Raw genomic sequence first — 21,800 nt, forward strand, 5'->3', positions numbered from 1 at the left:
GCAGCGAGAAAGCCGACCATGGTTGAAAATAGCGAACTACGCAAAGCTGGCCTCAAAGTAACCCTGCCACGGGTCAAGATCCTGCAGATGCTGGATACCACTGATCGGCGTCATATGAGTGCTGAGGACGTTTATAAGGCGTTGATGGAGGCCGGCGAGGACGTCGGTCTGGCAACTGTTTACCGCGTGTTGACCCAGTTCGAGGCGGCCGGTCTTGTAGTTCGGCATAACTTCGACGGTGGTCATGCCGTGTTTGAGCTGGCTGACGGTGGCCACCATGACCATATGGTGTGTGTCGACAGCGGCGACGTCATCGAGTTTTTCGATCCGGAGATCGAGAAGCTGCAGAAGGAAATCGTCAAGCGTCACGGCTATGACTTGGTGGACCACAATCTGGTGTTGTACGTCCGCAAGAAGGCCGACTGATCGGCAAGTCTGTAACACGAAAGGCGATTCGGATCGTCTTGCCTAAGAAGAACCCCGCTAATCGACGGGGTTCTTTTTTGGGCGAGAGTTATCCAGCAAGCTTGCCGATATTCCGTCGCGCTAGTGGATTCCCGAAAAATGTCGACAGCCAGCGGCAGGCGCCGGTAGAGCGCGCTCTGCTTTGGTCGTCGCTACGGTTAGGCTTGCTCAGGCTCAGGCTCAGGCTCGGCTCGGCTCAGTCCAAGGTTAAGATAGCTGCGCGGAGCCAATCATCTGCCGGGCGTGAGCAAGAGCTTGCTCAGTCAGATCGACGCCACCCAGCATGCGCGCGATTTCCTCAATCCGCTCGCTATTACCCAATGCAGCAACAGCCGTATGGGTTTCGTCAGTGCCGCGTGCCTTGTGTACGAACAGGTGGTGATGTCCCTGCGCCGCGACTTGTGGCAGGTGGGTTACGGTCAGCACCTGACCGCGCTCGCCGAGTCTACGAAGCAGTTGGCCGACGACTTCCGCGGTGGGGCCACCGATACCGACGTCAACTTCATCAAATACCAGCGTCGGTATGCGGGACGTTTGGGCGGTGATCACCTGAATCGCCAAGCTGATGCGCGACAGCTCACCGCCCGAGGCGACCTTCGCCAGCGGGCGCAGTGGCTGGCCCGGGTTGGCGCTCACCAGAAATTCAACCTGCTCCAGTCCGTGCGGCATCAGGTCTCCTTCTGCGGCGGGCTTCAACACGACGCTGAATTTGCCGCCCGGCATGCCCAGTCGCTGGACCTCTGTTTCGACGGCCTGCGCCAAGGATTCGGCTGCCTGGTGGCGAGTGGCGCTCAGCTCTTGGGCCTTTTCGCAGTAGTAGCGCTCGTATGCGGTGAGCTCCTCGCTCAGTTGCTCGACAGCTGTATCGTCGGCATTCAGGCTTTCCAGCTCTTCGAATAGTCGTTGCTGCAGCGCCGTCAGTTCAGGCGGCTGTACGCGGTGTTTGCGTGCCAGGGTGTAGATACTGTCGAGGCGTTCCTCCAGCGCCTGTTGGCGCTGAGGGTCGGAGTCGAAGTGATCGAGAAAGCGATTGAGTTCACCGACGGCTTCTTCGATCTGGATTTGTGCGCTGGACAGCAGGTTGACTGCCTCGCCAAGTGCGCCGGGCTGGTTCTGAAACCCGGTGAGCCGCTGCAGGCTGGAGGTGAGTGCCGAAAGCACGTTGCCGGCATCACTCTCGCTGCACAGCTCGATCACCTGGCGGCAGGCGCCGAGCAGATGCTCGGCGTTGGCGAGGTTCTTGTGCTCCTGCTCCAGTTGCTCCAGCTCGTCCTCGCCTAATGCAAGGGTTTCCAGCTCTTCGAGCTGGTAGCTCAGCAGCTGATGGCGGGCGCGTTGCTCATCGCTGCTATTGGTTAAGCGCTCCAGGCTTTGCCGGGTTTGTCGCCAGCGCTGAGCAGCCATTTGAACCTGGCGCGCAAGATCCTGATTGCCGCTGTACTCGTCGAGCAGCCTCCGGTGAGTATCGGGTTTGAGCAGCGATTGGTGCTCATGCTGGCTGTGGATATCGATCAGCAGCTCACCAAGCGCCTTAAGGTCACCCTGCGGGCAGGGTGTTCCGTTGATATAGCCGCGCGAACGTCCTTCAGCCGTGATGACGCGGCGCAAGATACATGGACCATCGCTGTCCAGGTCGCGCCCGGCCAGCCAGGCCTTCGCGTCGGGAATGTCATCCAGATCGAAGCTGGCGAGGATATCCGCCTTGTCCGCGCCAATGCGGACCGCGCTGCTGTCTGCGCGATCGCCGAGGGTGAGGCCCAGTGCGTCGAGCATGATCGATTTACCTGCGCCGGTCTCGCCGCTGATCACGCTCATGCCGCGTTTCAGCTCGAGGTCAAGATGCTCGACGATGGCGTAATTGTGAACGGAGAGGTGAACCAGCATGGCAGGGCTCCTGGGTAGGTGACTGTGTATTTATACAGTTCTTTGGTGGGGCGCTACAAGTTGCTCTGCCTGAGTGGTATGTAAACAAAGCGGGCGCTTCAATCCGGAGCGCTGGCACGAGCTCAATACATGCATCTTCGATATGCCGAACTGCCCTTGAAGCAGATTTTGTTGCCCCCATATAGCGGCACAAGCGCGGGTCGACGCCCGCTGACGTATCGATGAGGAGGACCGCATGGTCGACGAGCAGAACCTGGACAACCAGACCCCTGATGAAAGCGAGACCGCGCAAGCCGAGGTGACCGAGGATCTGGCTGGTCGCGTGCATTCACTGGAAGAGCAGTTGGCCGCGGCGCAGGATCAATCTCTGCGTGTGGCGGCGGAGTTGCAAAATATCCGTCGTCGCGCCGAGCAGGATGTTGAGAAAGCGCACAAGTTCGCGCTGGAAAAGTTTGCCGGCGACCTGTTGGCTGTCGCTGACAGTCTGGAGCGCGGCCTCGAGCTGTCGCGACCGGATGACGAAGCCGTCCGGCCGATGCGCGAAGGCGTCGAGCTGACGTTCAAGTTGTTGCTCGACACCTTGGCGCGCCACCAGCTGGTGCAGATCGACCCACAGGGTGAGCCCTTCAACCCCGAGCATCACCAGGCTATGGCCATGGAGGAAAGTACCCATGCCGAGCCAGGCAGTGTGCTCAAGGTGTTCCAAAAGGGCTATCTGCTCAATGGGCGGCTGTTGCGTCCGGCGATGGTCGTCGTCAGCAAGGCGCCAGCAGAAACCCCGCCTTCGATTGATGAGAAGGCTTGAATTTCAGCGGCTAACCCCCATCTGGTAGCCAAGCGTTTTTGTATTACCCGTCGCCGGTAAACAGGCGCGGATCAATCAAAGTTCGGAGAGAAGCACATGGGCAAAATTATCGGTATCGACCTGGGAACGACCAACTCCTGCGTCTCCATCCTGGAAAACGGCAAGGCCAAGGTGATCGAGAACGCCGAAGGCGGTCGCACCACTCCATCGATCATTGCTTACGCCAATGACGGTGAAATTCTGGTTGGTCAGTCGGCCAAGCGTCAGGCTGTTACCAATCCGCATAACACGCTGTACGCGGTGAAGCGGCTGATCGGTCGTCGTTTCGACGAAGAAGTTGTGCAGAAAGATATCCAGATGGTCCCCTACAAGATCGTCAAAGCGGATAACAACGATGCCTGGGTAGAGGTGAACAGCCAGAAGATGGCTCCGCCTCAGATTTCCGCGGAAATCCTCAAGAAAATGAAGAAGACCGCCGAAGACTACCTCGGCGAGCCGGTCACCGAAGCGGTAATTACCGTGCCGGCCTACTTCAACGACAGCCAGCGCCAGGCCACCAAGGATGCCGGCCGCATCGCCGGTCTGGACGTCAAGCGCATCATCAACGAGCCGACTGCCGCTGCGCTGGCCTATGGTATGGACAAGGCCCGTGGCGATCACACTGTCATCGTATACGACCTGGGTGGCGGTACCTTTGACGTGTCGGTGATCGAGATTGCCGAAGTCGACGGTGAGCATCAATTCGAGGTGCTGGCCACCAACGGCGATACCTTCCTCGGTGGTGAGGACTTCGACATCCGCCTGATCGACTATCTCGTCGACGAGTTCAAGAAAGAAAGCGGCATGAACCTCAAAGGTGACCCGCTGGCCATGCAGCGCCTGAAAGAAGCTGCTGAGAAGGCCAAGATCGAGCTGTCTTCCAGTCAGCAGACTGACGTTAATCTGCCGTACATCACGGCAGATTCGACCGGACCGAAGCACCTGAACGTGAAAATCTCTCGTGCCAAGCTCGAAGCGCTGGTCGAGGATCTGGTTCAGCGCACGATCGAGCCTTGCCGCATGGCGATGAAGGATGCCGGTATCGACGTCTCCAAGATCGATGATGTGATTCTGGTCGGTGGGCAGACTCGCATGCCACTGGTGCAGCAGAAGGTCGCTGAGTTCTTCGGCAAGGAAGCGCGCAAGGACGTTAACCCTGACGAAGCCGTTGCCATGGGTGCCGCGATTCAGGGCGCCGTTCTGGCCGGTGACGTCAAAGACGTGCTGCTGCTCGACGTATCCCCGCTGACCCTGGGTATCGAAACCATGGGCGGCGTGATGACTGCGCTGATCGAGAAGAACACCACCATCCCGACCAAGAAGTCGCAGGTGTTCTCCACCGCTGATGACAACCAAAGCGCCGTGACCATTCACGTGCTGCAGGGCGAGCGCAAGCAGGCCAGTGGTAACAAGTCGCTGGGTCGTTTCGACCTGGCCGAGATTCCACCGGCGCCACGCGGCATGCCGCAGATCGAAGTCACCTTCGACATCGATGCCAACGGCATCCTGCACGTGTCGGCGAAGGACAAGGCTACTGGCAAGCATCAGTCCATCGTGATCAAGGCCAACTCGGGTCTTTCCGAGGAAGAAATCGAGCAGATGGTGCGTGACGCCGAGGCCAATGCCGAGGAAGACCGCAAGTTCGAGGAGTTGGTCACTGTCCGCAACCAGGGCGATCAGCTGGTCCATGCGACTCGCAAGATGTTGACCGAAGCCGGCGACAAGGCCACCGAAGAAGACAAGGCCAACATCGAAAAAGCCATCGGCGGACTGGAAGTGGCCATCAAGGGCGACGACAAGGCTGAGATCGAGGCCAAGATCGCAGCTGTCTCACAGGCATCCACTCCGCTGGCGCAGAAGATGTACGCCGAGCAGCCTCAGGGCGGCGAAGGCGAGCAGGCTGGCGAAAATGGGCAATCTGGTGACGACGTTGTCGATGCTGAGTTCGAAGAGGTCAAGGACAACAAATAAGCCGCGGCTTATGACCTCCATGAGCGGAGAAAGCGCAAAGGCCAATCAGGCTGCTGCTTGCTCCAGCCTGATGCGGTGATACCGCAAAGGGCCTGATCGCCGCGCGGGGGCTTGCTCCCGCGTCGGCGTGTCTGGAGGGTACGAATTTGAAGGTTCAGGAAACTTATGGCCAAACGTGACTATTACGAAGTGCTGGGTGTCGAGCGAGGCGCCAGCGAGGCGGAGCTGAAGAAGGCTTATCGTCGCCTCGCAATGAAGCATCATCCGGACCGTAATCCCGGAGACAAAGCCGCTGAAGACGCATTCAAAGAGGCCAACGAGGCTTACGAAGTGCTTTCCGATGCTGGCAAACGTCAAGCCTATGACCAATACGGTCATGCCGGCGTCGATCCCCAGATGGGTGCTGGCGCGGGCGCGGCTTACGGTAACGCCAATTTCTCCGATATCTTTGGCGATGTGTTCAGCGATTTCTTCGCCGGCGGTCGTGGCAGCTCGCGTGGCGGTGCTCAGCGCGGCAGTGATCTGCGCTACACCCTTGAGCTGGATCTGGAGGAGGCCGTGCGGGGTACGACGGTTACCATCCGAGTCCCGACGCTGGCCGAATGCAAGACGTGTGATGGCTCCGGCGCCAAGAAGGGCACCAGCCCGGTCACCTGTACCACCTGTGGCGGCATTGGTCAGGTGCGCATGCAGCAGGGTTTCTTCTCGGTGCAGCAGACCTGCCCACGCTGTCATGGCAGCGGCAAGATGATTTCCGATCCCTGCGGTAGCTGTCATGGACAAGGCCGGGTCGAAGAGCAGAAGACGCTTTCGGTCAAGGTGCCGCCGGGCGTCGATACAGGTGACCGGATCCGTTTGACGGGTGAGGGTGAGGCGGGCGCTCAGGGTGGTCCGGCTGGGGACCTTTACGTCGTGGTCAATGTACGCGAGCACCCGATCTTCCAGCGTGACGGCAAGCATTTGTACTGTGAAGTGCCGATCAGCTTCGCCGATGCGGCGCTGGGCGGAGAATTGGAAGTGCCGACTCTCGACGGTCGCGTGAAGCTGAAAATCCCCGAGGGTACTCAGACCGGCAAACAGTTCCGTTTGCGTGGCAAGGGTGTTGCCCCTGTGCGCGGCGGTGCGGCCGGCGATCTGTTGTGCCGGGTCGCGGTGGAAACACCGGTCAATCTGGGCAAACGCCAGCGCGAACTGCTCGACGAGTTCCGCAAGACATTGCAGAGCGACAGCTCTCATTCGCCAAAGGCCAGCGGCTGGTTCGAAGGCGTGAAGCGATTTTTTGGCGATCTTTAATCCAGCGGCAAGCTGCAGGCGGCGACCTTTCTGAAGGCGCTCTTGCAGCTTGAGGCTTGCAGCTTGGGGCTGTTTCTATGCGACGTATTGCAGTAACGGGCGCCGCGGGGCGTATGGGAAAGACGCTGGTTGAGGCTGTTCAGCAAACCGCTGGGGCCGCCGGCTTGACCGCCGCTATCGATCGACCTGATAGCACCTTGGTCGGTGCTGATGCGGGTGAGCTGGCGGCTATTGGGCGGCTCGGCGTGCCGCTGATCGGTGAGGTGTCGAAGGTCGTCGACGAGTTCGATGTGCTGATTGATTTCACTCATCCTTCGGTCACGCTGAAGAATCTTGAAGTATGCCGGCGCGCCGGCAAGGCGATGGTGATCGGCACCACCGGCTTCTCCGCTGCAGAGAAGGACAAGCTGGCTGCCGCAGCGCAGGATATCCCGATCGTCTTTGCTGCCAATTTCAGTGTCGGCGTGAATTTGTGCCTGAAGCTACTTGATACTGCTGCACGTGTGCTGGGTGATGAGGTGGATATCGAGATCATCGAAGCGCATCACCGGCACAAGGTCGATGCTCCCTCGGGCACCGCGTTGCGCATGGGCGAGGTCGTCGCGCAGGCGCTCGGTCGAGACCTACAGAAGGTGGCTGTGTATGGTCGCGAAGGCCAGACGGGTGCCCGTGCGCGGGAAACGATCGGTTTTGCCACCGTGCGCGCCGGCGACGTAGTGGGGGATCACACGGTTCTGTTCGCCGCCGAAGGCGAGCGGGTCGAGATCACCCATAAGGCGTCCAGTCGGATGACTTTTGCGAAAGGAGCCGTGCGTGCTGCGTTGTGGCTTGAGCAGCAGCCGGCGGGTTTGTACGACATGCAGGACGTGCTCGGGTTGCGTTGAGAAGGCGATCGGGTGGATTTCGGGTGGACCTCAAAGGGTGTTTTCTGTAAGCTTCCCGTTTTAGTGTGTCCACTAAAAGTTGCGCAGAAATGACTCAAATAAAAAGCGGGATGACCTTCACACGTCATCCCGCTTTTTTACAATCTGCGCCTGCTTCAGCCTTGATCTTTGGGAGGTCTCTTGACTAAGCCAGCCCTTACGCCAGCCATTTTGGCCCTTGCCGATGGCAGTATCTTTCACGGCGATTCCATCGGCGCCGATGGGCAAACCGTTGGTGAGGTGGTGTTCAATACCGCCATGACCGGCTATCAGGAAATCCTCACCGATCCTTCCTACGCCAAGCAAATCGTCACGCTCACGTATCCGCATGTCGGCAACACCGGCACCACGCCGGAAGATGCTGAATCGTGGAAGGTCTGGGCCGCAGGCTTGGTTATCCGCGACCTGCCGCTTACTTCGAGCAACTGGCGCGAAAAGCAATCCCTTCCTGACTACCTCAGAGCCAACGGCACCGTTGCCATCGCCGGCATCGACACCCGACGTTTGACCCGTATTCTTCGCGAGAAGGGCGCTCAGGACGGCTGCATCCTGGCGGGCGCTGACGCGACCGAAGAAAAGGCGCTGGAGTTGGCGCGCAGCTTCCCTGGGCTCAAGGGCATGGATCTGGCCAAGGAAGTCAGCGTCAAGGAGCGTTACGAGTGGCGCTCCAGCGTCTGGTGCCTGAAGGACGACGCGCATGCCGAAATTCCGGTCGGCGAGCTGCCTTACCATGTGGTCGCTTTCGACTACGGCGTGAAGTACAACATCCTGCGCATGCTGGTCGCCCGTGGTTGCCGCGTCACAGTGCTCCCGGCGCAGTCAACTGCAAGCGAAGCGCTGGCGTTGAATCCGGATGGAATATTCCTGGCCAACGGTCCAGGCGACCCTGAGCCTTGCGACTACGCAATCAAGGCGATCCAGGAAGTGCTTGAGACCGATATTCCCGTATTCGGTATCTGCCTTGGGCATCAGCTGCTGGCACTGGCCTCAGGTGCCAAAACGGTAAAAATGCCGAACGGCCATCATGGTGCTAACCATCCGGTACAGGATCTGGATACCGGTGTGGTGATGATCACCAGCCAGAACCACGGCTTCGCTGTGGATGAAGCCACCCTCCCGAGCAATCTTCGCGCGACGCATAAGTCGCTGTTCGATGGCACGCTGCAGGGAATCGAGCGCACTGACAAAGTCGCTTTCAGCTTCCAGGGTCATCCTGAAGCGAGCCCCGGCCCGCACGATGTGGCGCCGTTGTTCGATCGCTTCATCGATGCCATGGCCAAGCGCCGCTAAGTCCGCCGAGCACAGAATTCGAGAGAGACCATGCCAAAACGTACAGACATCAAAAGCATCCTGATCCTCGGCGCTGGCCCGATCGTCATCGGCCAGGCGTGCGAGTTCGATTACTCCGGCGCTCAGGCGTGCAAGGCACTGCGCGAGGAAGGGTTCCGCGTCATCCTGGTCAACTCCAACCCGGCCACGATCATGACCGATCCGGCCATGGCTGACGCGACTTACATCGAGCCGATCAAGTGGGCCACCGTGGCCAAGATCATCGAGAAGGAGCGCCCGGACGCATTGTTGCCGACCATGGGCGGACAGACCGCGCTGAACTGTGCATTGGATCTGGAAAAGCACGGCATTCTGGAAAAGTTTGGCGTTGAGATGATCGGTGCCAACGCCGACACGATCGACAAGGCTGAGGACCGTTCGCGCTTCGACAAGGCGATGAAAAACATCGGCCTGGCCTGTCCGGTTTCTGGCATCGCCCACAACATGGACGAAGCCTACGGTGTGCTCGAGAAGGTCGGCTTCCCCTGCATCATTCGCCCTTCGTTCACCATGGGCGGTACCGGTGGTGGCATTGCTTACAATCGCGAAGAGTTCGAAGAGATCTGCGCTCGCGGCCTCGATCTGTCGCCGACCAGCGAGCTGCTGATCGACGAATCGCTGATCGGCTGGAAGGAATACGAGATGGAGGTGGTCCGTGACAAGAAGGACAACTGCATCATCGTCTGCGCCATCGAAAACTTCGACCCGATGGGCGTGCACACCGGTGACTCCATCACCGTCGCGCCGGCGCAAACCCTGACCGACAAGGAATACCAGATCCTGCGCAACGCTTCCCTGGCGGTACTGCGTGAGATCGGCGTTGAAACCGGCGGTTCCAACGTGCAATTCGGTATCTGCCCGGACACCGGCCGCATGGTCGTGATCGAGATGAACCCGCGCGTATCGCGTTCCTCGGCGCTGGCTTCCAAGGCTACCGGCTTTCCGATCGCCAAGATCGCCGCAAAGCTTGCTGTGGGTTACACCCTCGACGAGCTGCAGAACGACATCACGGGTGGCCGCACTCCAGCATCCTTCGAGCCCGCAATCGACTATGTCGTCACCAAGATCCCGCGTTTTGCTTTCGAGAAATTCCCCAAGGCCGACGCGCGTCTGACCACGCAGATGAAGTCGGTCGGTGAAGTCATGGCGATCGGGCGTACCTTCCAGGAGTCGATGCAAAAAGCGCTGCGCGGGCTGGAAGTGGGTGTCTCCGGCTTCGATCCGAAGCTCGACCTGACTGATCCGGAAAGCGAGAGCACGCTCAAGCGTGAACTCACCGTCCCCGGTGCGGACCGTATCTGGTATCTCGCCGATGCGTTCCGTGCAGGCAAGTCGGTCGAAGAAGTGTTCGAGCTGACGCGCATCGATGAGTGGTTCCTGGTTCAGATCGAAGATCTGATCAAGGAAGAAGAGCGGATCAAGACCATGGGTCTATCCAGCATTGATCGCGACGTCATGTACAAGCTCAAGCGCAAAGGCTTCTCCGATGCCCGACTGGCCAAGCTGCTCGGCGTAACTGAGAAGAACTTGCGGGCTCATCGTCACAAGCTCAAGGTCCTGCCGGTGTACAAGCGCGTCGACACTTGCGCTGCTGAGTTCGCCACCGATACGGCCTACATGTATTCAACCTACGAGGAAGAGTGCGAGGCCAATCCGTCCAGCCGCGACAAGATCATGATTCTCGGCGGTGGTCCCAACCGCATCGGCCAAGGCATCGAATTCGATTACTGCTGCGTTCACGCGGCGCTGGCAATGCGCGACGATGGGTATGAAACCATCATGGTCAACTGCAACCCTGAGACTGTCTCGACTGACTACGACACTTCGGATCGTCTGTACTTCGAGCCGGTAACCTTGGAAGACGTGCTGGAAATTGTACGCGTCGAGCAGCCCAAAGGCGTAATCGTGCAGTACGGCGGACAGACTCCGTTGAAACTCGCTCGTGCGCTGGAAGAAGCGGGTGTCCCTATCATCGGAACCAGCCCTGATTCGATTGACCGGGCAGAAGATCGCGAACGCTTCCAGCAGATGGTCGAGCGTCTGAACCTGCGTCAGCCGCCGAACGCAACCGCCCGCAGCGAAGAAGAGGCGCTTGCCGCCTCGAAGGTGATCGGTTATCCGCTGGTGGTGCGTCCGTCATATGTGTTGGGCGGCCGGGCGATGGAAATCGTCTACCAGGAAGAAGAATTGCGCCGCTACATGCGTGAGGCGGTCAAAGTTTCGAATGACAGTCCTGTACTGCTTGATCACTTCCTCAACTGCGCCATTGAAGTCGATATCGACGCGGTGTGCGACGGGGAGCATGTGGTGATTGGCGCGATCATGCAGCACATTGAGCAGGCGGGCGTGCACTCCGGCGACTCCGCTTGTTCGCTGCCCCCGTACTCGCTCCCAGCGCACATCCAGGACGAGATTCGTGACCAGGTCAAGAAAATGGCCCTGGAGCTCGGCGTTGTCGGTCTGATGAACGTTCAGATGGCGGTGCAGGGCGAGGACATCTTCGTCATCGAAGTGAACCCGCGCGCTTCGCGTACCGTTCCATTCGTCTCCAAGTGCATTGGTGTGTCGCTGGCGATGATTGCTGCGCGAGTCATGGCGGGCAAGACGCTGGCGGAAGTTGGTTTGACCGAAGAAATCATCCCGAACTTCTACAGCGTGAAAGAAGCGGTCTTCCCGTTCGCCAAGTTCCCAGGCGTTGACCCAATCCTCGGTCCGGAGATGAAGTCCACTGGTGAAGTGATGGGTGTCGGTGACAGCTTCGCTGAAGCCTTCGCCAAGGCGCAGTTGGGCGCCAGTGAAATTCTGCCTAACAGCGGCTGTGCATTCATCAGCGTGCGTGACGATGACAAGCCTCACGTCGCTCTGGTCGCGCGTGATCTCATCGAGCTCGGTTTCGAAGTGGTGGGCACTGCTGGCACCGCCAAGATCATCGAGGCGGCAGGGCTGCCAGTGCGTCGGGTGAACAAGGTGACCGAAGGTCGTCCGCACGTTGTTGACATGATCAAGAACGATGAAGTTACCCTGATCATCAACACCACCGAGGGGCGTCAGTCGATCGCTGATTCTTACTCGATCCGTCGTAACGCTCTGCAGCACAAGATTTGCTGCACCACCACGCTGGCTGGTGGGCAGGCCATCTGTGAGGCGCTTAAATTCGGTCCTGAGAAGACCGTGCGTCGCTTGCAGGATCTCCATGCAGGAATCAAAGCATGACCAAATACCCAATGACCGTCCAGGGCGCACGCGCCCTGGAAGAAGAGCTGCACCACCTCACCAAGGTGCTTCGCCCCAAGCTCAGCCACGACATCGGCGTGGCGCGCGAACTGGGGGATCTCAAGGAAAATGCCGAATATCACGCGGCCCGCGAACAGCAGGGCATGGTCGAGGCGCGGATTCGTGATATCGAAGGGCGTTTGCAGAATGCCCAAGTCATTGATGTCAGCAGCATTCCGCACACCGGCAAAGTGATCTTTGGTACTACCGTTGAGATTGCCAATATCGAGACTGATGAGCGCGTCACCTACCAGATCGTTGGTGAGGACGAAGCGGAGATCAAGCTCGGCAAGATTTCGGTAGGATCTCCGATCGCGCGCGCCCTGATCGGGAAGATGGAGGGTGACATCGCTGTGGTGAGGACTCCGGGAGGATTGGTCGAGTTCGAGATCGTCGAGGTTCGCCATCTCTGAGACTCGACCGATGCGCGCGGGAGTGATCAGTTGGCAGCTGGCCCAGACATTCTGGGTTGGTGGTCTGTGGCTTCTGCAGTTCGTAATGCTACCGGCGTTGGCCAAGATTGGCCTGGCGCCGTTGCTGATCGAAGAGGTCGCGGGCAGCCTGCAACCCTTGTTGGTCGGCTTCACTGCATTCTGTGTGCTGCTTCAAGCATTGGTGCTGATCCAGCTCTGCGGGCTTCGCAGTCTTTGGCGTGATCTGCGAGGACAGTTGTTGCTCGCTGTACTACTGCTGGCAGGGAGTCATCTTGCAGCGCGAGCCGGCATTATCGAATCGCCGTACTGGCTGATTTTCAGCTATTTAGCGATGGGGATGTGTGGGTTGATTCTAGTCCTGCAAGTCGCTCCCGGGCGGGAGCGCTAGCAGAAGGCGGCTGAAGAATGGCTCAGCTCTGAAAACGATGTATGTTGGATAATTGCTTGTTTACTTTGGGGTTCTTGCGATAGATCAGGGCCATCTTGCCGATGGACTGAACCAATTCGCAGCCGCCAATTTTGCACAATTCTTCGGTTACCACGCGCCGATCGTCGCGCTCGGTGATCCGTAGCTGCACCTTGATCAGTTCATGATCGTTCAGGGCTCGCTCAAGCTCGGCCTGTACGCCTTCGGTCAAGCCGTTCTCGGATACGATCAAGACAGGCTTCAGATGATGGCCGATGGATTTGTACTGTTTCTTCTGCTCGTTAGTGAGCGGCATAATTCGACCCTTGCGTCAGAACCCTGGAAAACGCGGCTAGTGTAACTGACACGCCTTGAGCCGCACAGATGAGGTAACAGCTTGGCACGCTCCAAGACCAGCCCACGTTGGCTGAAAGAACATTTCGACGATCCCTATGTAAAGATGGCGCAGCGCGATGGCTATCGTTCACGAGCGAGCTACAAGCTGCTCGAGATTCAGGAGAAGGATCGTATCCTGCGACCAGGCATGACCGTGGTTGATCTCGGTGCCGCTCCGGGCGGCTGGTCCCAGGTGACCAGTCGGGTGATCGGAGATCGTGGCCGTCTGATCGCATCCGATATTCTGCCGATGGACAGTATTGCTGACGTCACCTTTGTTCTCGGTGACTTTACCGAGGATGAAGTGTTCGCTGAGATCCTTCAGGCCATCGGTGAAACCCAGGTAGACCTTGTGATTTCCGATATGGCCCCCAATATGAGTGGAGTGAAGGTCGCTGATCAGGCACGGGCGATGTTTCTTTGCGAGCTTGCGCTGGATTTAGCAATGCGGGTGTTGCGCCCGGGTGGGGACTTTCTGATCAAGATTTTTCAGGGGGACGGCTTCGACGCCTACCTGAAGGATGTCAGACAGAATTTCGATAAGGTTCAGATGCGCAAGCCCCTGTCTTCAAGGGATCGTTCGCGTGAACAGTATCTGCTGGCGCGTGGTTATCGGGGTGATGGCAACGAGATGCAGGCGCTGCGGTCTTAGCCTCGCGGGGCTGAAGCTATTCCGGCGAACGCCGGCCCATAAGCTAAGGGCTAGCATGTTTCATATCGGGTTACAGACCGAGCTGCGCGTTCAGCAACGTTGTGTAGTAAGTTAGGCCGAGAGCGAACCATCGGCCGTCATGCAGGCTCCCGACAACACGCCTGCTCTAGAGGGTAGTGAATTGAACGACATGGCAAAAAACCTGATTCTGTGGTTGATCATTGCCGCTGTCCTAGTGACGGTGATGAACAACTTTTCCAGCCCGACCGAGCCGCAGACGCTCAATTATTCCGATTTCATCGAACAGGTGAAAGAAGGTCAGGTCGAGCGCGTCACCGTCGATGGTTTCGTTATCAACGGCAAGCGCAGTGATGGCGAGACCTTCAAAACGATCCGTCCTGCGATTCAGGACAACGGTTTGATCGGTGATCTGATCAACAATAACGTGGTGATCGAAGGGAAACAGCCTGAGCAGCAGAGTATCTGGACGCAGTTGTTGGTCGCGAGCTTCCCGATTCTGGTGATCATCGCAGTGTTCATGTTCTTCATGCGTCAGATGCAGGGCGGTGCGGGCGGTAAGGGCGGCCCGATGAGCTTTGGCAAGAGCAAGGCTCGCCTGCTATCCGAAGACCAGGTGAAGACGACATTTGCTGATGTTGCTGGCTGTGACGAGGCCAAGGAGGAAGTCACCGAGTTGGTCGAGTTCCTGCGCGATCCGGGCAAGTTTCAGCGCCTCGGTGGACGCATCCCGCGCGGTGTGCTGATGGTGGGTTCACCGGGCACCGGTAAGACCTTGCTGGCCAAGGCGGTTGCGGGTGAGGCCAAGGTTCCCTTCTTCACTATCTCTGGTTCCGACTTCGTTGAAATGTTTGTAGGTGTTGGTGCCAGTCGTGTTCGCGATATGTTCGAACAGGCCAAAAAGCACGCGCCATGCATCATCTTCATCGATGAGATCGATGCCGTCGGTCGTCATCGCGGTGCAGGTCTCGGCGGCGGTCATGACGAGCGCGAGCAGACGTTGAACCAGTTGCTGGTCGAAATGGACGGTTTCGAGATGAATGACGGCATTATCGTCATTGCTGCAACTAACCGTCCGGATGTTCTCGATCCTGCCCTGCTTCGCCCTGGTCGTTTCGATCGTCAGGTGGTCGTTGGGCTGCCAGATATTCGTGGTCGCGAACAGATTCTGAAAGTTCATATGCGCAAGGTGCCGCTTGGCGATAGTGTCGAGCCTGCTTTGATCGCGCGTGGCACACCGGGCTTTTCCGGTGCAGACCTGGCCAATCTGGTCAACGAAGCATCATTGTTCGCTGCGCGCGCCGGCAAGCGTGTGGTCGAAATGAAAGAGTTCGAGCTGGCCAAAGACAAGATCATGATGGGCGCAGAGCGCAAGTCGATGGTCATGTCCGAGAAGGAGCGACTCAATACGGCTTATCACGAGGCGGGGCACGCGATCGTCGGGCGTGTCGTGCCGGAGCATGATCCGGTTTACAAGGTCTCGATCATTCCGCGTGGCAGAGCGCTTGGTGTCACCATGTTCCTCCCCGAGGAAGACCGTTACAGCCTCTCCAAACGCGCATTGATTAGCCAGATCTGCTCGCTGTTCGGTGGTCGTATCGCTGAGGAGATGACGCTCGGCTTCGAGGGCGTTACTACCGGCGCGTCCAATGACATCATGCGAGCTACCCAGCTGGCTCGTAACATGGTTACGAAGTGGGGCTTGTCTGAAAAGCTGGGCCCGCTGATGTATGCGGAAGAGGAAGGCGAAGTATTCCTTGGTCGCAGTGCAGGCAGTCAGCACACCAATGTCTCTGGTGACACAGCGAAACTGATCGATCTCGAGGTTCGCAGCATCATCGATCAATGCTACGGCACGGCTAAGCAAATCCTCGCCGATAACCGTGACAAGCTTGATGTTATGGCTGAGACGTTGATGAAGTACGAGACCATCGACTCCGATCAGATCGACGACATCATGGCAGGCCGTACGCCGCGCGAGCCGCGTGATTGGCAGGATGGCTCAGGACCTACCGGAACCCCCGTACAGCCTGAAAGTGGTCGCCCGCAAACGCCGATTGGTGGTCCCGCTGGCGAGCATTAAGCGAAGGCTGTTTCGATGACTGAATCGTTGCATTCGACCCGGCTGCCTTGTGGCAGCCGGGTTCTTGATTTATCGCGCCCGCATGTCATGGGCATTCTCAACGTTACGCCTGATTCATTCTCCGATGGCGGCCAGCATGCGGGCGTCGATGCAGCATTGCGGCACGCCGCGGCTATGGTGGCGGCGGGTGCGACATTGATTGACGTTGGAGGGGAGTCGACTCGCCCTGGTGCGCGCACCGTTTCGCCTATAGAAGAGCTTGAGCGCGTTGCGCCTGTGGTTGAGGTGATTGCTCGCGAGCTTGACGTGATTATCTCCGTAGACACGTCGACACCTGCAGTTATTCGCGAGTCGGCGCGGCTCGGTGCCGGGCTGATCAACGATGTCCGTTCGCTGTCTCGCGATGGCGCGTTGGATGCAGCCGCAGACAGTGGGCTGCCGGTCTGCTTGATGCATATGCAGGGTGAGCCTGACGACATGCAGAACGATCCTCGCTACGAGGATGTCGCCCGCGAGGTCGTGAGCTTCCTGCGAGAGCGCATGGAGATATGCGCGGCTGCGGGCATTGCTGGTGAGCGGATTGTCCTCGATCCGGGGTTTGGCTTCGCCAAGACGCTCTCTCATAACCTAAACCTGTTCAACAGGCTGGAACAGCTCCATGTGCTGGGGCGACCGCTGCTTGTTGGTGTTTCGCGCAAGAGCATGATCGGCCAAACCTTGCAGCGCGACGTGGCGCACCGTCTATATGGCAGTCTCGCGCTTGCGGCGTTGGCGATTACCAAGGGTGCGAGCATTCTGCGGGTGCACGACGTCGCTGAAACGGTTGATGTGGTTCGAATGATTGCCGCGGTGCAGGCGGCAGAATAAGGAATTTTTCATGGGTAGAAAGTATTTTGGAACCGACGGCATTCGTGGTCATGTCGGTCAGTTTCCGATCACACCGGACTTCATGCTCAAGCTTGGGTGGGCGGCTGGAATGGCGTTCCGCAAACATGGCAAGTGCCGCATTCTGATCGGAAAAGACACTCGCATCTCTGGGTATATGTTTGAATCCGCATTGCAGGCTGGGCTATCGGCCGCAGGCGCCGATGTGTTGCTGCTCGGCCCCATGCCAACCCCGGCTGTGGCTTACCTGACCCGTACCTTTCATGCGGACGCGGGCATCGTGATTAGCGCCTCGCACAATCCACATCATGACAATGGCATAAAATTCTTTTCCGGGCGGGGCACGAAACTTCCGGATGAGATCGAGCTGATGATCGAGGAACTGCTCGATACGCCGATGACGGTGGTGGAATCGGCGCAACTCGGTAAGGCGTCGCGAATCAATGATGCGGCCGGCCGTTACATCGAGTTCTGCAAAAGTAGCGTGCCGACCAGTACCGATTTCTCCGGTATGAAGATCGTGCTCGATTGTGCTCATGGAGCCACTTACAAGGTGGCGCCCAGTGTCTTTCGCGAGCTTGGGGCGGAAGTGATGGTGATCGCCGCTCAGCCTGACGGCCTGAATATCAATGCCAATGTCGGATCGACCCATGTCGGTCAGCTGCAAAAGGCGGTGGTCGAGAATGGCGCGGACCTCGGCATCGCGTTCGATGGTGACGGCGATCGCGTGATGATGGTCGACCACACGGGTGCTCAAGTTGACGGTGATGAGCTGCTCTACATCATCGCCACCGACCTGCAGGATCGTGATCGGCTGGCGGGAGGTGTGGTTGGCACTCTGATGAGCAACCTCGGGCTCGAGCTGGCGCTGAAGGCGCGTGATATCCCCTTCGTTCGGGCTAAGGTGGGTGATCGCTACGTGATGGCGGAAATGGTCGATCGCGACTGGGTGCTCGGCGGGGAAAATTCGGGGCATATTGTCTGTGCGCAGCATGTCACGACTGGAGATGCGATTATCGCGGCGCTACAAGTCGTGCTCGCACTGAGGCGTCGCGGGCAGAATCTCGCACAGGAGCGGCTGGCCTGGAACAAGTGTCCACAGGTCCTGATCAATGTACGTTTCGCTGGTGATCGAGATCCGATAGCTCACCCCCAGGTTCAGGCTGTCTGTGACAGTGTCACCGAGCGAATGGCGGGTCGCGGTCGGGTGCTGTTACGCAAGTCGGGAACCGAGCCGTTGGTGCGCGTAATGGTCGAGGGCGACGATGAAACACAGGTTCGGCGTTACGCTGAGGAACTGGCAAATGCGGTTACCGAAGTTTGTGTGTGATTGCTGCTTGCCAGGTGCGTTTTCGTTGAGTACCATTTGCGCCCACTTTGACCGACGAGGTAAGGCATGCGTCGCCCACTGGTAGCTGGTAACTGGAAGATGAACGGTACCCGCGCCAGCGTCGCAGAGCTGATCGAGGCGCTCCGTCAACAGGAAGTTCCTGCGGCGGTTGAAGTGGTCGTTTTCCCTTCCTGTTTGCATCTGGCGCAGGTGGTGAGCGGTCTGGGAGGCAAGGCAATTGCGGTAGGTGCTCAGGACTGCTCGACGGAAACCGGTTTCGGCGCTTTGACAGGCGAAGAGTCTGCCACTCAGCTGGCTGATGCGGGCTGTGGGTGGGTGTTGGTCGGTCATTCCGAGCGGCGCCTGATTCTGGGCGAAAGCGACGAAGTGGTAAGCAAGAAATTCTCAGCAGCATTGGAGTGCGGAATGACTCCGGTGTTGTGTTTGGGTGAGACGCTTGAGCAGCGTCAGTCTGAACAAACGTTAGAAGTGGTTGGGCGTCAGCTTGCTCGCATAGTCGCTGACGCCGGAATTGCCGCTTTCGAGCGAGCTGTTGTGGCGTACGAGCCAGTCTGGGCGATAGGTACCGGGCTTACGGCAACGCCGCAGCAGGCTCAGGAAGTGCATGCGGCTATTCGAGCGCAGCTGGCGCGTGAAGATCAGCGTATCGCCGATGGCGTGCGTATTCTCTACGGCGGTAGCGTAAAGGCGGATAATGCCGCCGAGCTTCTCGGGATGGCTGATATCGATGGGGGGCTCATCGGTGGGGCTTCTCTGAACGCGAATGATTTCGGTACGATCTGTCGTGCCGCAGGGAACTGATCAGATGTTGCAGACTGTTGTGATTGTGGTGCATCTGCTGGTTGCCATTGGTGTGGTTGCGCTGGTGTTGCTACAGCAAGGTAAAGGAGCTGATGCGGGTGCTTCCTTTGGTTCGGGTGCATCGGCGACCGTGTTTGGAAGTCAAGGTTCTTCTACCTTTCTTAGTCGACTTACTGCTATACTTGCCGGCGTTTTTTTTGCGACAAGTCTCGGGTTGGCGTTCTTCGCAACTCGTCAGGCCGACCAGCTTTCTGGGGTGGGTCTGCCGGATCCCGCGGTGCTTGAAGTTCCAGTCAGCAAGCCCGTGGTAGATGATGTGCCTGTTCTGGAAAGTGCTCCATCCGCACCTGCTGCCGATGAAGTGCCTCAGTTTCAGGAGCAAGAGTAAGGTTTTTGCCGAGGTGGTGGAATTGGTAGACACGCTACCTTGAGGTGGTAGTGGCCATAGGCTGTAGGGGTTCGAGTCCCCTCCTCGGTACCAAACAAGCAGGCCCGCAGATGCGGGCTTTCTTGTTTTTAGGGTTTAGGTTGACCTGTTTCTGGTGCGGTCGTATAATTCGTGCCCAGTTTGACGCGGGGTGGAGCAGTCTGGTAGCTCGTCGGGCTCATAACCCGAAGGTCGTTGGTTCAAATCCAGCCCCCGCAACCAGTTGATGAAAAGCCCCTGTCGAGGGGCTTTTTATTAGCTTCAAGCCAGGTCGCCGGCATTTACAGGCGATCATCAGGGATGGGCGTTTCGCCCATTTTTCATTTTTACGGCATGCACGAGGGACTTCGATGTCGAGCAAGCTAGAACAGTTGCAGGCCTTGTTGGCCCCGGTGGTCGAGGCGCTCGGCTATCAATGCTGGGGTATCGAATTCATTTCACAGGGTCGGCATTCCTTGTTGAGGGTCTATATCGATCATCCCAACGGGATTCTTGTCGATGACTGTGAAAAAGTCAGCCGTCAACTCAGCGGTATTCTCGACGTCGAAGATCCGATCAGTTCCGATTACACGCTTGAAGTGTCTTCGCCTGGTATGGATCGGCCGCTGTTCACGCTTGAACAGTACGCCGCGCACGTGGGTGAACAAGTCAAAATAAAGCTGCGCTCGCCCTTCGAGGGTCGGCGCAATTTTCAGGGTCTTCTCCGGGGGGTCGAGGAGCAGGATGTAGTGGTGCTGGTTGATGATCACGAGTATCTGTTGCCGATCGACATGATCGACAAGACCAACATAATTCCCCGTTTTGAGTGAATCGCGGATCCCGCGGACCCCAATGGATTGCGAAAGGCGAGGCGTACGATGAGTAAAGAAGTACTGCTGGTTGTGGAGTCGGTATCCAACGAAAAAGGTGTACCGGCTGGTGTGATCTTCGAAGCATTGGAGCTGGCTCTGGCCACTGCTACCAAGAAACGCTTCGAAGACGAGGTGGACCTGCGGGTTGAGATCAATCGGCAGAACGGTAGCTACGAGACCTTCCGTCGCTGGACGGTAGTCGAGGAAGAGAACTTTGACGATCCGGCACACCAGCTAACGATCGACATGAAGCAGGCGAGTGACGCTGACGCCAAGGTCGGTGACGTCCTTGAAGAAAAGATCGAGTCGATCGAGTTCGGCCGCATTGCCGCGCAGACCGCCAAGCAGGTCATCGTGCAGAAGGTCCGCGAGGCCGAGCGCGCGCAAGTCGTCGAGGCCTATCGCGATCGGCTGGGAGAGATCATCTCCGGTACGGTCAAGAAGGTTACCCGGGACAGCGTCATCGTTGACTTGGGTAACAACGCCGAGGCATTGCTGGCTCGCGAAGACATCATCGCTCGCGAAACTTTCCGTGTCGGCGCGCGAGTGCGTGCGCTGCTCAAGGAAATCCGTACCGAAAATCGCGGTCCACAGCTGATTCTGTCGCGCACAGCGCCGCAGATGCTGATCGAGCTGTTCCGCATCGAGGTCCCGGAAATCGCCGAAGGGCTGATCGAGGTGATGGGCGCTTCTCGAGATCCAGGTTCGCGCGCCAAGATCGCCGTTCGTTCTAAGGACAAGCGTATCGATCCGCAGGGTGCGTGCATCGGGATGCGTGGTTCTCGCGTCCAGGCCGTATCTGGTGAGATTGGCGGCGAGCGTGTCGATATCGTGCTTTGGGATGAGAACCCTGCGCAGTTTGTCATCAATGCAATGGCGCCGGCTGAAGTGGCCGCCATCATTGTCGATGAGGACGCCCATGCTATGGATATCGCGGTCGGCGAAGACAATCTGGCTCAGGCCATCGGCCGTGGTGGCCAGAACGTGAGGCTTGCCAGCCAGCTGAGTGGCTGGACGCTGAATGTCATGACTGAAGCGGATATTCAGAACAAGCAGCAAGAAGAAACCGGCGACATCCTGCGTAATTTCATCGAAGAGCTGGATGTTGATGAAGAGCTGGCACAGGTACTCGTCGAGGAGGGTTTCACCTCACTCGAAGAGATCGCCTACGTCCCAATGGAGGAAATGCTCGGCATTGAAGGCTTCGACGAAGATATCGTCAATGAGCTGCGAACCCGCGCCAAGGATCGCCTGCTGACGAAAGCGATCGCAACGGAAGAAAAACTGGCAGACGCCCAGCCGGCCGAGGATTTGCTCGAGCTGGAAGGCATGAACAAGGAACTGGCGGTCGAGTTGGCAATGCGGGGGGTTATTACCCGCGAAGACCTGGCCGAGCAGTCGATTGACGACCTGCTCGACATAGACGGCATAGATCAAGAGCGTGCCGGCAAGCTGATCATGGCCGCCCGAGCCCATTGGTTCGAGTAAGTAATTAGCGGCCTGAGGAGAGAGAT

General features: G+C 58.2%; 19 protein-coding genes and 2 tRNA genes. 19 read left to right on the top strand and 2 right to left on the bottom strand.

What is annotated here, in order from left to right:
• Nucleotides 1–18 precede the first annotated feature (18 nt).
• Nucleotides 19–426, top strand: a complete 408-nt coding sequence (gene fur / locus BUE09_RS12655) for a ferric iron uptake transcriptional regulator (protein ID WP_073301283.1) — start codon at nucleotides 19–21, stop codon at nucleotides 424–426.
• Nucleotides 427–672: 246 nt separating this feature from the next.
• Here fur and recN read toward each other — a convergent pair whose 3' ends face one another.
• Nucleotides 673–2,349 (bottom strand): DNA repair protein RecN, encoded by a 1,677-nt coding sequence (gene recN / locus BUE09_RS12660; RefSeq protein WP_073301284.1) that lies wholly within the window; start codon nucleotides 2,347–2,349, stop codon nucleotides 673–675.
• Nucleotides 2,350–2,584: 235 nt separating this feature from the next.
• On the opposite strand from recN, the gene grpE reads away from it, so the two are divergent.
• From grpE to BUE09_RS12700, 8 genes are all read left to right on the top strand, one after another.
• Nucleotides 2,585–3,154: a nucleotide exchange factor GrpE gene (gene grpE, locus BUE09_RS12665; RefSeq protein ID WP_073301285.1), complete on the top strand. Its 570-nt coding sequence runs from the start codon at nucleotides 2,585–2,587 to the stop codon at nucleotides 3,152–3,154.
• A 96-nt stretch (nucleotides 3,155–3,250) separates the two neighbouring features.
• The gene (gene dnaK, locus BUE09_RS12670) at nucleotides 3,251–5,164 is read left to right on the top strand and encodes a molecular chaperone DnaK (protein WP_073301286.1); all 1,914 of its coding nucleotides are present in this window, start codon (nucleotides 3,251–3,253) and stop codon (nucleotides 5,162–5,164) included.
• Nucleotides 5,165–5,329: 165 nt separating this feature from the next.
• Nucleotides 5,330–6,457, top strand: a complete 1,128-nt coding sequence (gene dnaJ / locus BUE09_RS12675; RefSeq protein WP_073301287.1) for a molecular chaperone DnaJ — start codon at nucleotides 5,330–5,332, stop codon at nucleotides 6,455–6,457.
• Nucleotides 6,458–6,534: 77 nt separating this feature from the next.
• On the top strand, nucleotides 6,535–7,341 hold the full coding sequence (gene dapB, locus BUE09_RS12680) for a 4-hydroxy-tetrahydrodipicolinate reductase (protein ID WP_073301288.1): 807 nt from the start codon (nucleotides 6,535–6,537) through the stop codon (nucleotides 7,339–7,341).
• A 180-nt stretch (nucleotides 7,342–7,521) separates the two neighbouring features.
• Nucleotides 7,522–8,670, top strand: a complete 1,149-nt coding sequence (gene carA / locus BUE09_RS12685; protein ID WP_073301289.1) for a glutamine-hydrolyzing carbamoyl-phosphate synthase small subunit — start codon at nucleotides 7,522–7,524, stop codon at nucleotides 8,668–8,670.
• Nucleotides 8,671–8,700: 30 nt separating this feature from the next.
• Nucleotides 8,701–11,922 carry a carbamoyl-phosphate synthase large subunit gene (carB, locus tag BUE09_RS12690; RefSeq protein WP_073301290.1) on the top strand — a complete coding sequence of 1,074 codons (3,222 nt, stop codon included), beginning with the start codon at nucleotides 8,701–8,703 and terminating at the stop codon, nucleotides 11,920–11,922.
• A complete protein-coding gene (gene greA / locus BUE09_RS12695) occupies nucleotides 11,919–12,395 on the top strand; it encodes a transcription elongation factor GreA (protein WP_073301291.1) in 477 nt (158 codons plus the stop codon). The genes carB and greA overlap by 4 nt, the downstream gene beginning before the upstream one ends.
• 10 nt (nucleotides 12,396–12,405) lie before the next feature.
• Nucleotides 12,406–12,804 (top strand): hypothetical protein, encoded by a 399-nt coding sequence (locus tag BUE09_RS12700; protein ID WP_019342070.1) that lies wholly within the window; start codon nucleotides 12,406–12,408, stop codon nucleotides 12,802–12,804.
• Nucleotides 12,805–12,826: 22 nt separating this feature from the next.
• On the opposite strand, the gene BUE09_RS12705 is transcribed toward BUE09_RS12700, so the two are convergent.
• Nucleotides 12,827–13,138 (bottom strand): YhbY family RNA-binding protein, encoded by a 312-nt coding sequence (locus BUE09_RS12705; protein ID WP_019342071.1) that lies wholly within the window; start codon nucleotides 13,136–13,138, stop codon nucleotides 12,827–12,829.
• Nucleotides 13,139–13,219: 81 nt separating this feature from the next.
• Between BUE09_RS12705 and rlmE the strand changes: the two genes are divergently transcribed.
• The 10 genes from rlmE to nusA all read left to right on the top strand — a co-directional run bounded on the left by rlmE (nucleotide 13,220) and on the right by nusA (nucleotide 21,774).
• Complete coding sequence (gene rlmE, locus BUE09_RS12710) at nucleotides 13,220–13,870, top strand: 23S rRNA (uridine(2552)-2'-O)-methyltransferase RlmE (RefSeq protein ID WP_073301292.1); 651 nt, start codon at nucleotides 13,220–13,222, stop codon at nucleotides 13,868–13,870.
• 190 nt (nucleotides 13,871–14,060) lie between these two features.
• Nucleotides 14,061–15,971: an ATP-dependent zinc metalloprotease FtsH gene (ftsH, locus tag BUE09_RS12715; protein WP_073301293.1), complete on the top strand. Its 1,911-nt coding sequence runs from the start codon at nucleotides 14,061–14,063 to the stop codon at nucleotides 15,969–15,971.
• A gap of 15 nt (nucleotides 15,972–15,986) precedes the next feature.
• A complete protein-coding gene (gene folP / locus BUE09_RS12720; RefSeq protein ID WP_073301294.1) occupies nucleotides 15,987–16,838 on the top strand; it encodes a dihydropteroate synthase in 852 nt (283 codons plus the stop codon).
• Nucleotides 16,839–16,848: 10 nt separating this feature from the next.
• Complete coding sequence (glmM, locus tag BUE09_RS12725) at nucleotides 16,849–18,186, top strand: phosphoglucosamine mutase (RefSeq protein ID WP_073301295.1); 1,338 nt, start codon at nucleotides 16,849–16,851, stop codon at nucleotides 18,184–18,186.
• 66 nt (nucleotides 18,187–18,252) lie between these two features.
• The gene (gene tpiA, locus BUE09_RS12730) at nucleotides 18,253–19,008 is read left to right on the top strand and encodes a triose-phosphate isomerase (protein WP_073301296.1); all 756 of its coding nucleotides are present in this window, start codon (nucleotides 18,253–18,255) and stop codon (nucleotides 19,006–19,008) included.
• Nucleotides 19,009–19,012: 4 nt separating this feature from the next.
• Entirely contained in the window at nucleotides 19,013–19,396 is a 384-nt protein-coding gene (gene secG / locus BUE09_RS12735; RefSeq protein WP_073301297.1) for a preprotein translocase subunit SecG, read from the top strand.
• A 7-nt stretch (nucleotides 19,397–19,403) separates the two neighbouring features.
• Nucleotides 19,404–19,489: transfer RNA gene (locus tag BUE09_RS12740), tRNA-Leu, on the top strand.
• A 91-nt stretch (nucleotides 19,490–19,580) separates the two neighbouring features.
• Nucleotides 19,581–19,657, top strand: a tRNA-Met gene (locus BUE09_RS12745).
• 128 nt (nucleotides 19,658–19,785) lie between these two features.
• Entirely contained in the window at nucleotides 19,786–20,244 is a 459-nt protein-coding gene (rimP, locus tag BUE09_RS12750) for a ribosome maturation factor RimP (RefSeq protein ID WP_073301298.1), read from the top strand.
• 48 nt (nucleotides 20,245–20,292) lie between these two features.
• Entirely contained in the window at nucleotides 20,293–21,774 is a 1,482-nt protein-coding gene (gene nusA, locus BUE09_RS12755; protein WP_073301299.1) for a transcription termination factor NusA, read from the top strand.
• Nucleotides 21,775–21,800 lie beyond the last annotated feature (26 nt).

This window comes from Stutzerimonas xanthomarina DSM 18231 (assembly GCF_900129835.1).
In the GTDB taxonomy this organism is placed as follows: Bacteria; Pseudomonadota; Gammaproteobacteria; order Pseudomonadales; family Pseudomonadaceae; genus Stutzerimonas; species Stutzerimonas xanthomarina.

What these genes read in the sequence shown, in the direction of transcription:
- fur (WP_073301283.1), top strand. Translation starts at nt 19, where the DNA reads ATGGTTGAAAATAGCGAACTACGCAAAGCTGGCCTCAAAGTAACCCTG.
- recN (WP_073301284.1), bottom strand. Translation starts at nt 2,349, where the DNA reads ATGCTGGTTCACCTCTCCGTTCACAATTACGCCATCGTCGAGCATCTT.
- ftsH (WP_073301293.1), top strand. Translation starts at nt 14,061, where the DNA reads ATGGCAAAAAACCTGATTCTGTGGTTGATCATTGCCGCTGTCCTAGTG.
- carB (WP_073301290.1), top strand. Translation starts at nt 8,701, where the DNA reads ATGCCAAAACGTACAGACATCAAAAGCATCCTGATCCTCGGCGCTGGC.
- rimP (WP_073301298.1), top strand. Translation starts at nt 19,786, where the DNA reads ATGTCGAGCAAGCTAGAACAGTTGCAGGCCTTGTTGGCCCCGGTGGTC.
- nusA (WP_073301299.1), top strand. Translation starts at nt 20,293, where the DNA reads ATGAGTAAAGAAGTACTGCTGGTTGTGGAGTCGGTATCCAACGAAAAA.
- dapB (WP_073301288.1), top strand. Translation starts at nt 6,535, where the DNA reads ATGCGACGTATTGCAGTAACGGGCGCCGCGGGGCGTATGGGAAAGACG.
- secG (WP_073301297.1), top strand. Translation starts at nt 19,013, where the DNA reads ATGTTGCAGACTGTTGTGATTGTGGTGCATCTGCTGGTTGCCATTGGT.
- BUE09_RS12705 (WP_019342071.1), bottom strand. Translation starts at nt 13,138, where the DNA reads ATGCCGCTCACTAACGAGCAGAAGAAACAGTACAAATCCATCGGCCAT.
- BUE09_RS12700 (WP_019342070.1), top strand. Translation starts at nt 12,406, where the DNA reads ATGCGCGCGGGAGTGATCAGTTGGCAGCTGGCCCAGACATTCTGGGTT.
- dnaJ (WP_073301287.1), top strand. Translation starts at nt 5,330, where the DNA reads ATGGCCAAACGTGACTATTACGAAGTGCTGGGTGTCGAGCGAGGCGCC.
- grpE (WP_073301285.1), top strand. Translation starts at nt 2,585, where the DNA reads ATGGTCGACGAGCAGAACCTGGACAACCAGACCCCTGATGAAAGCGAG.
- folP (WP_073301294.1), top strand. Translation starts at nt 15,987, where the DNA reads ATGACTGAATCGTTGCATTCGACCCGGCTGCCTTGTGGCAGCCGGGTT.
- greA (WP_073301291.1), top strand. Translation starts at nt 11,919, where the DNA reads ATGACCAAATACCCAATGACCGTCCAGGGCGCACGCGCCCTGGAAGAA.
- glmM (WP_073301295.1), top strand. Translation starts at nt 16,849, where the DNA reads ATGGGTAGAAAGTATTTTGGAACCGACGGCATTCGTGGTCATGTCGGT.
- tpiA (WP_073301296.1), top strand. Translation starts at nt 18,253, where the DNA reads ATGCGTCGCCCACTGGTAGCTGGTAACTGGAAGATGAACGGTACCCGC.
- dnaK (WP_073301286.1), top strand. Translation starts at nt 3,251, where the DNA reads ATGGGCAAAATTATCGGTATCGACCTGGGAACGACCAACTCCTGCGTC.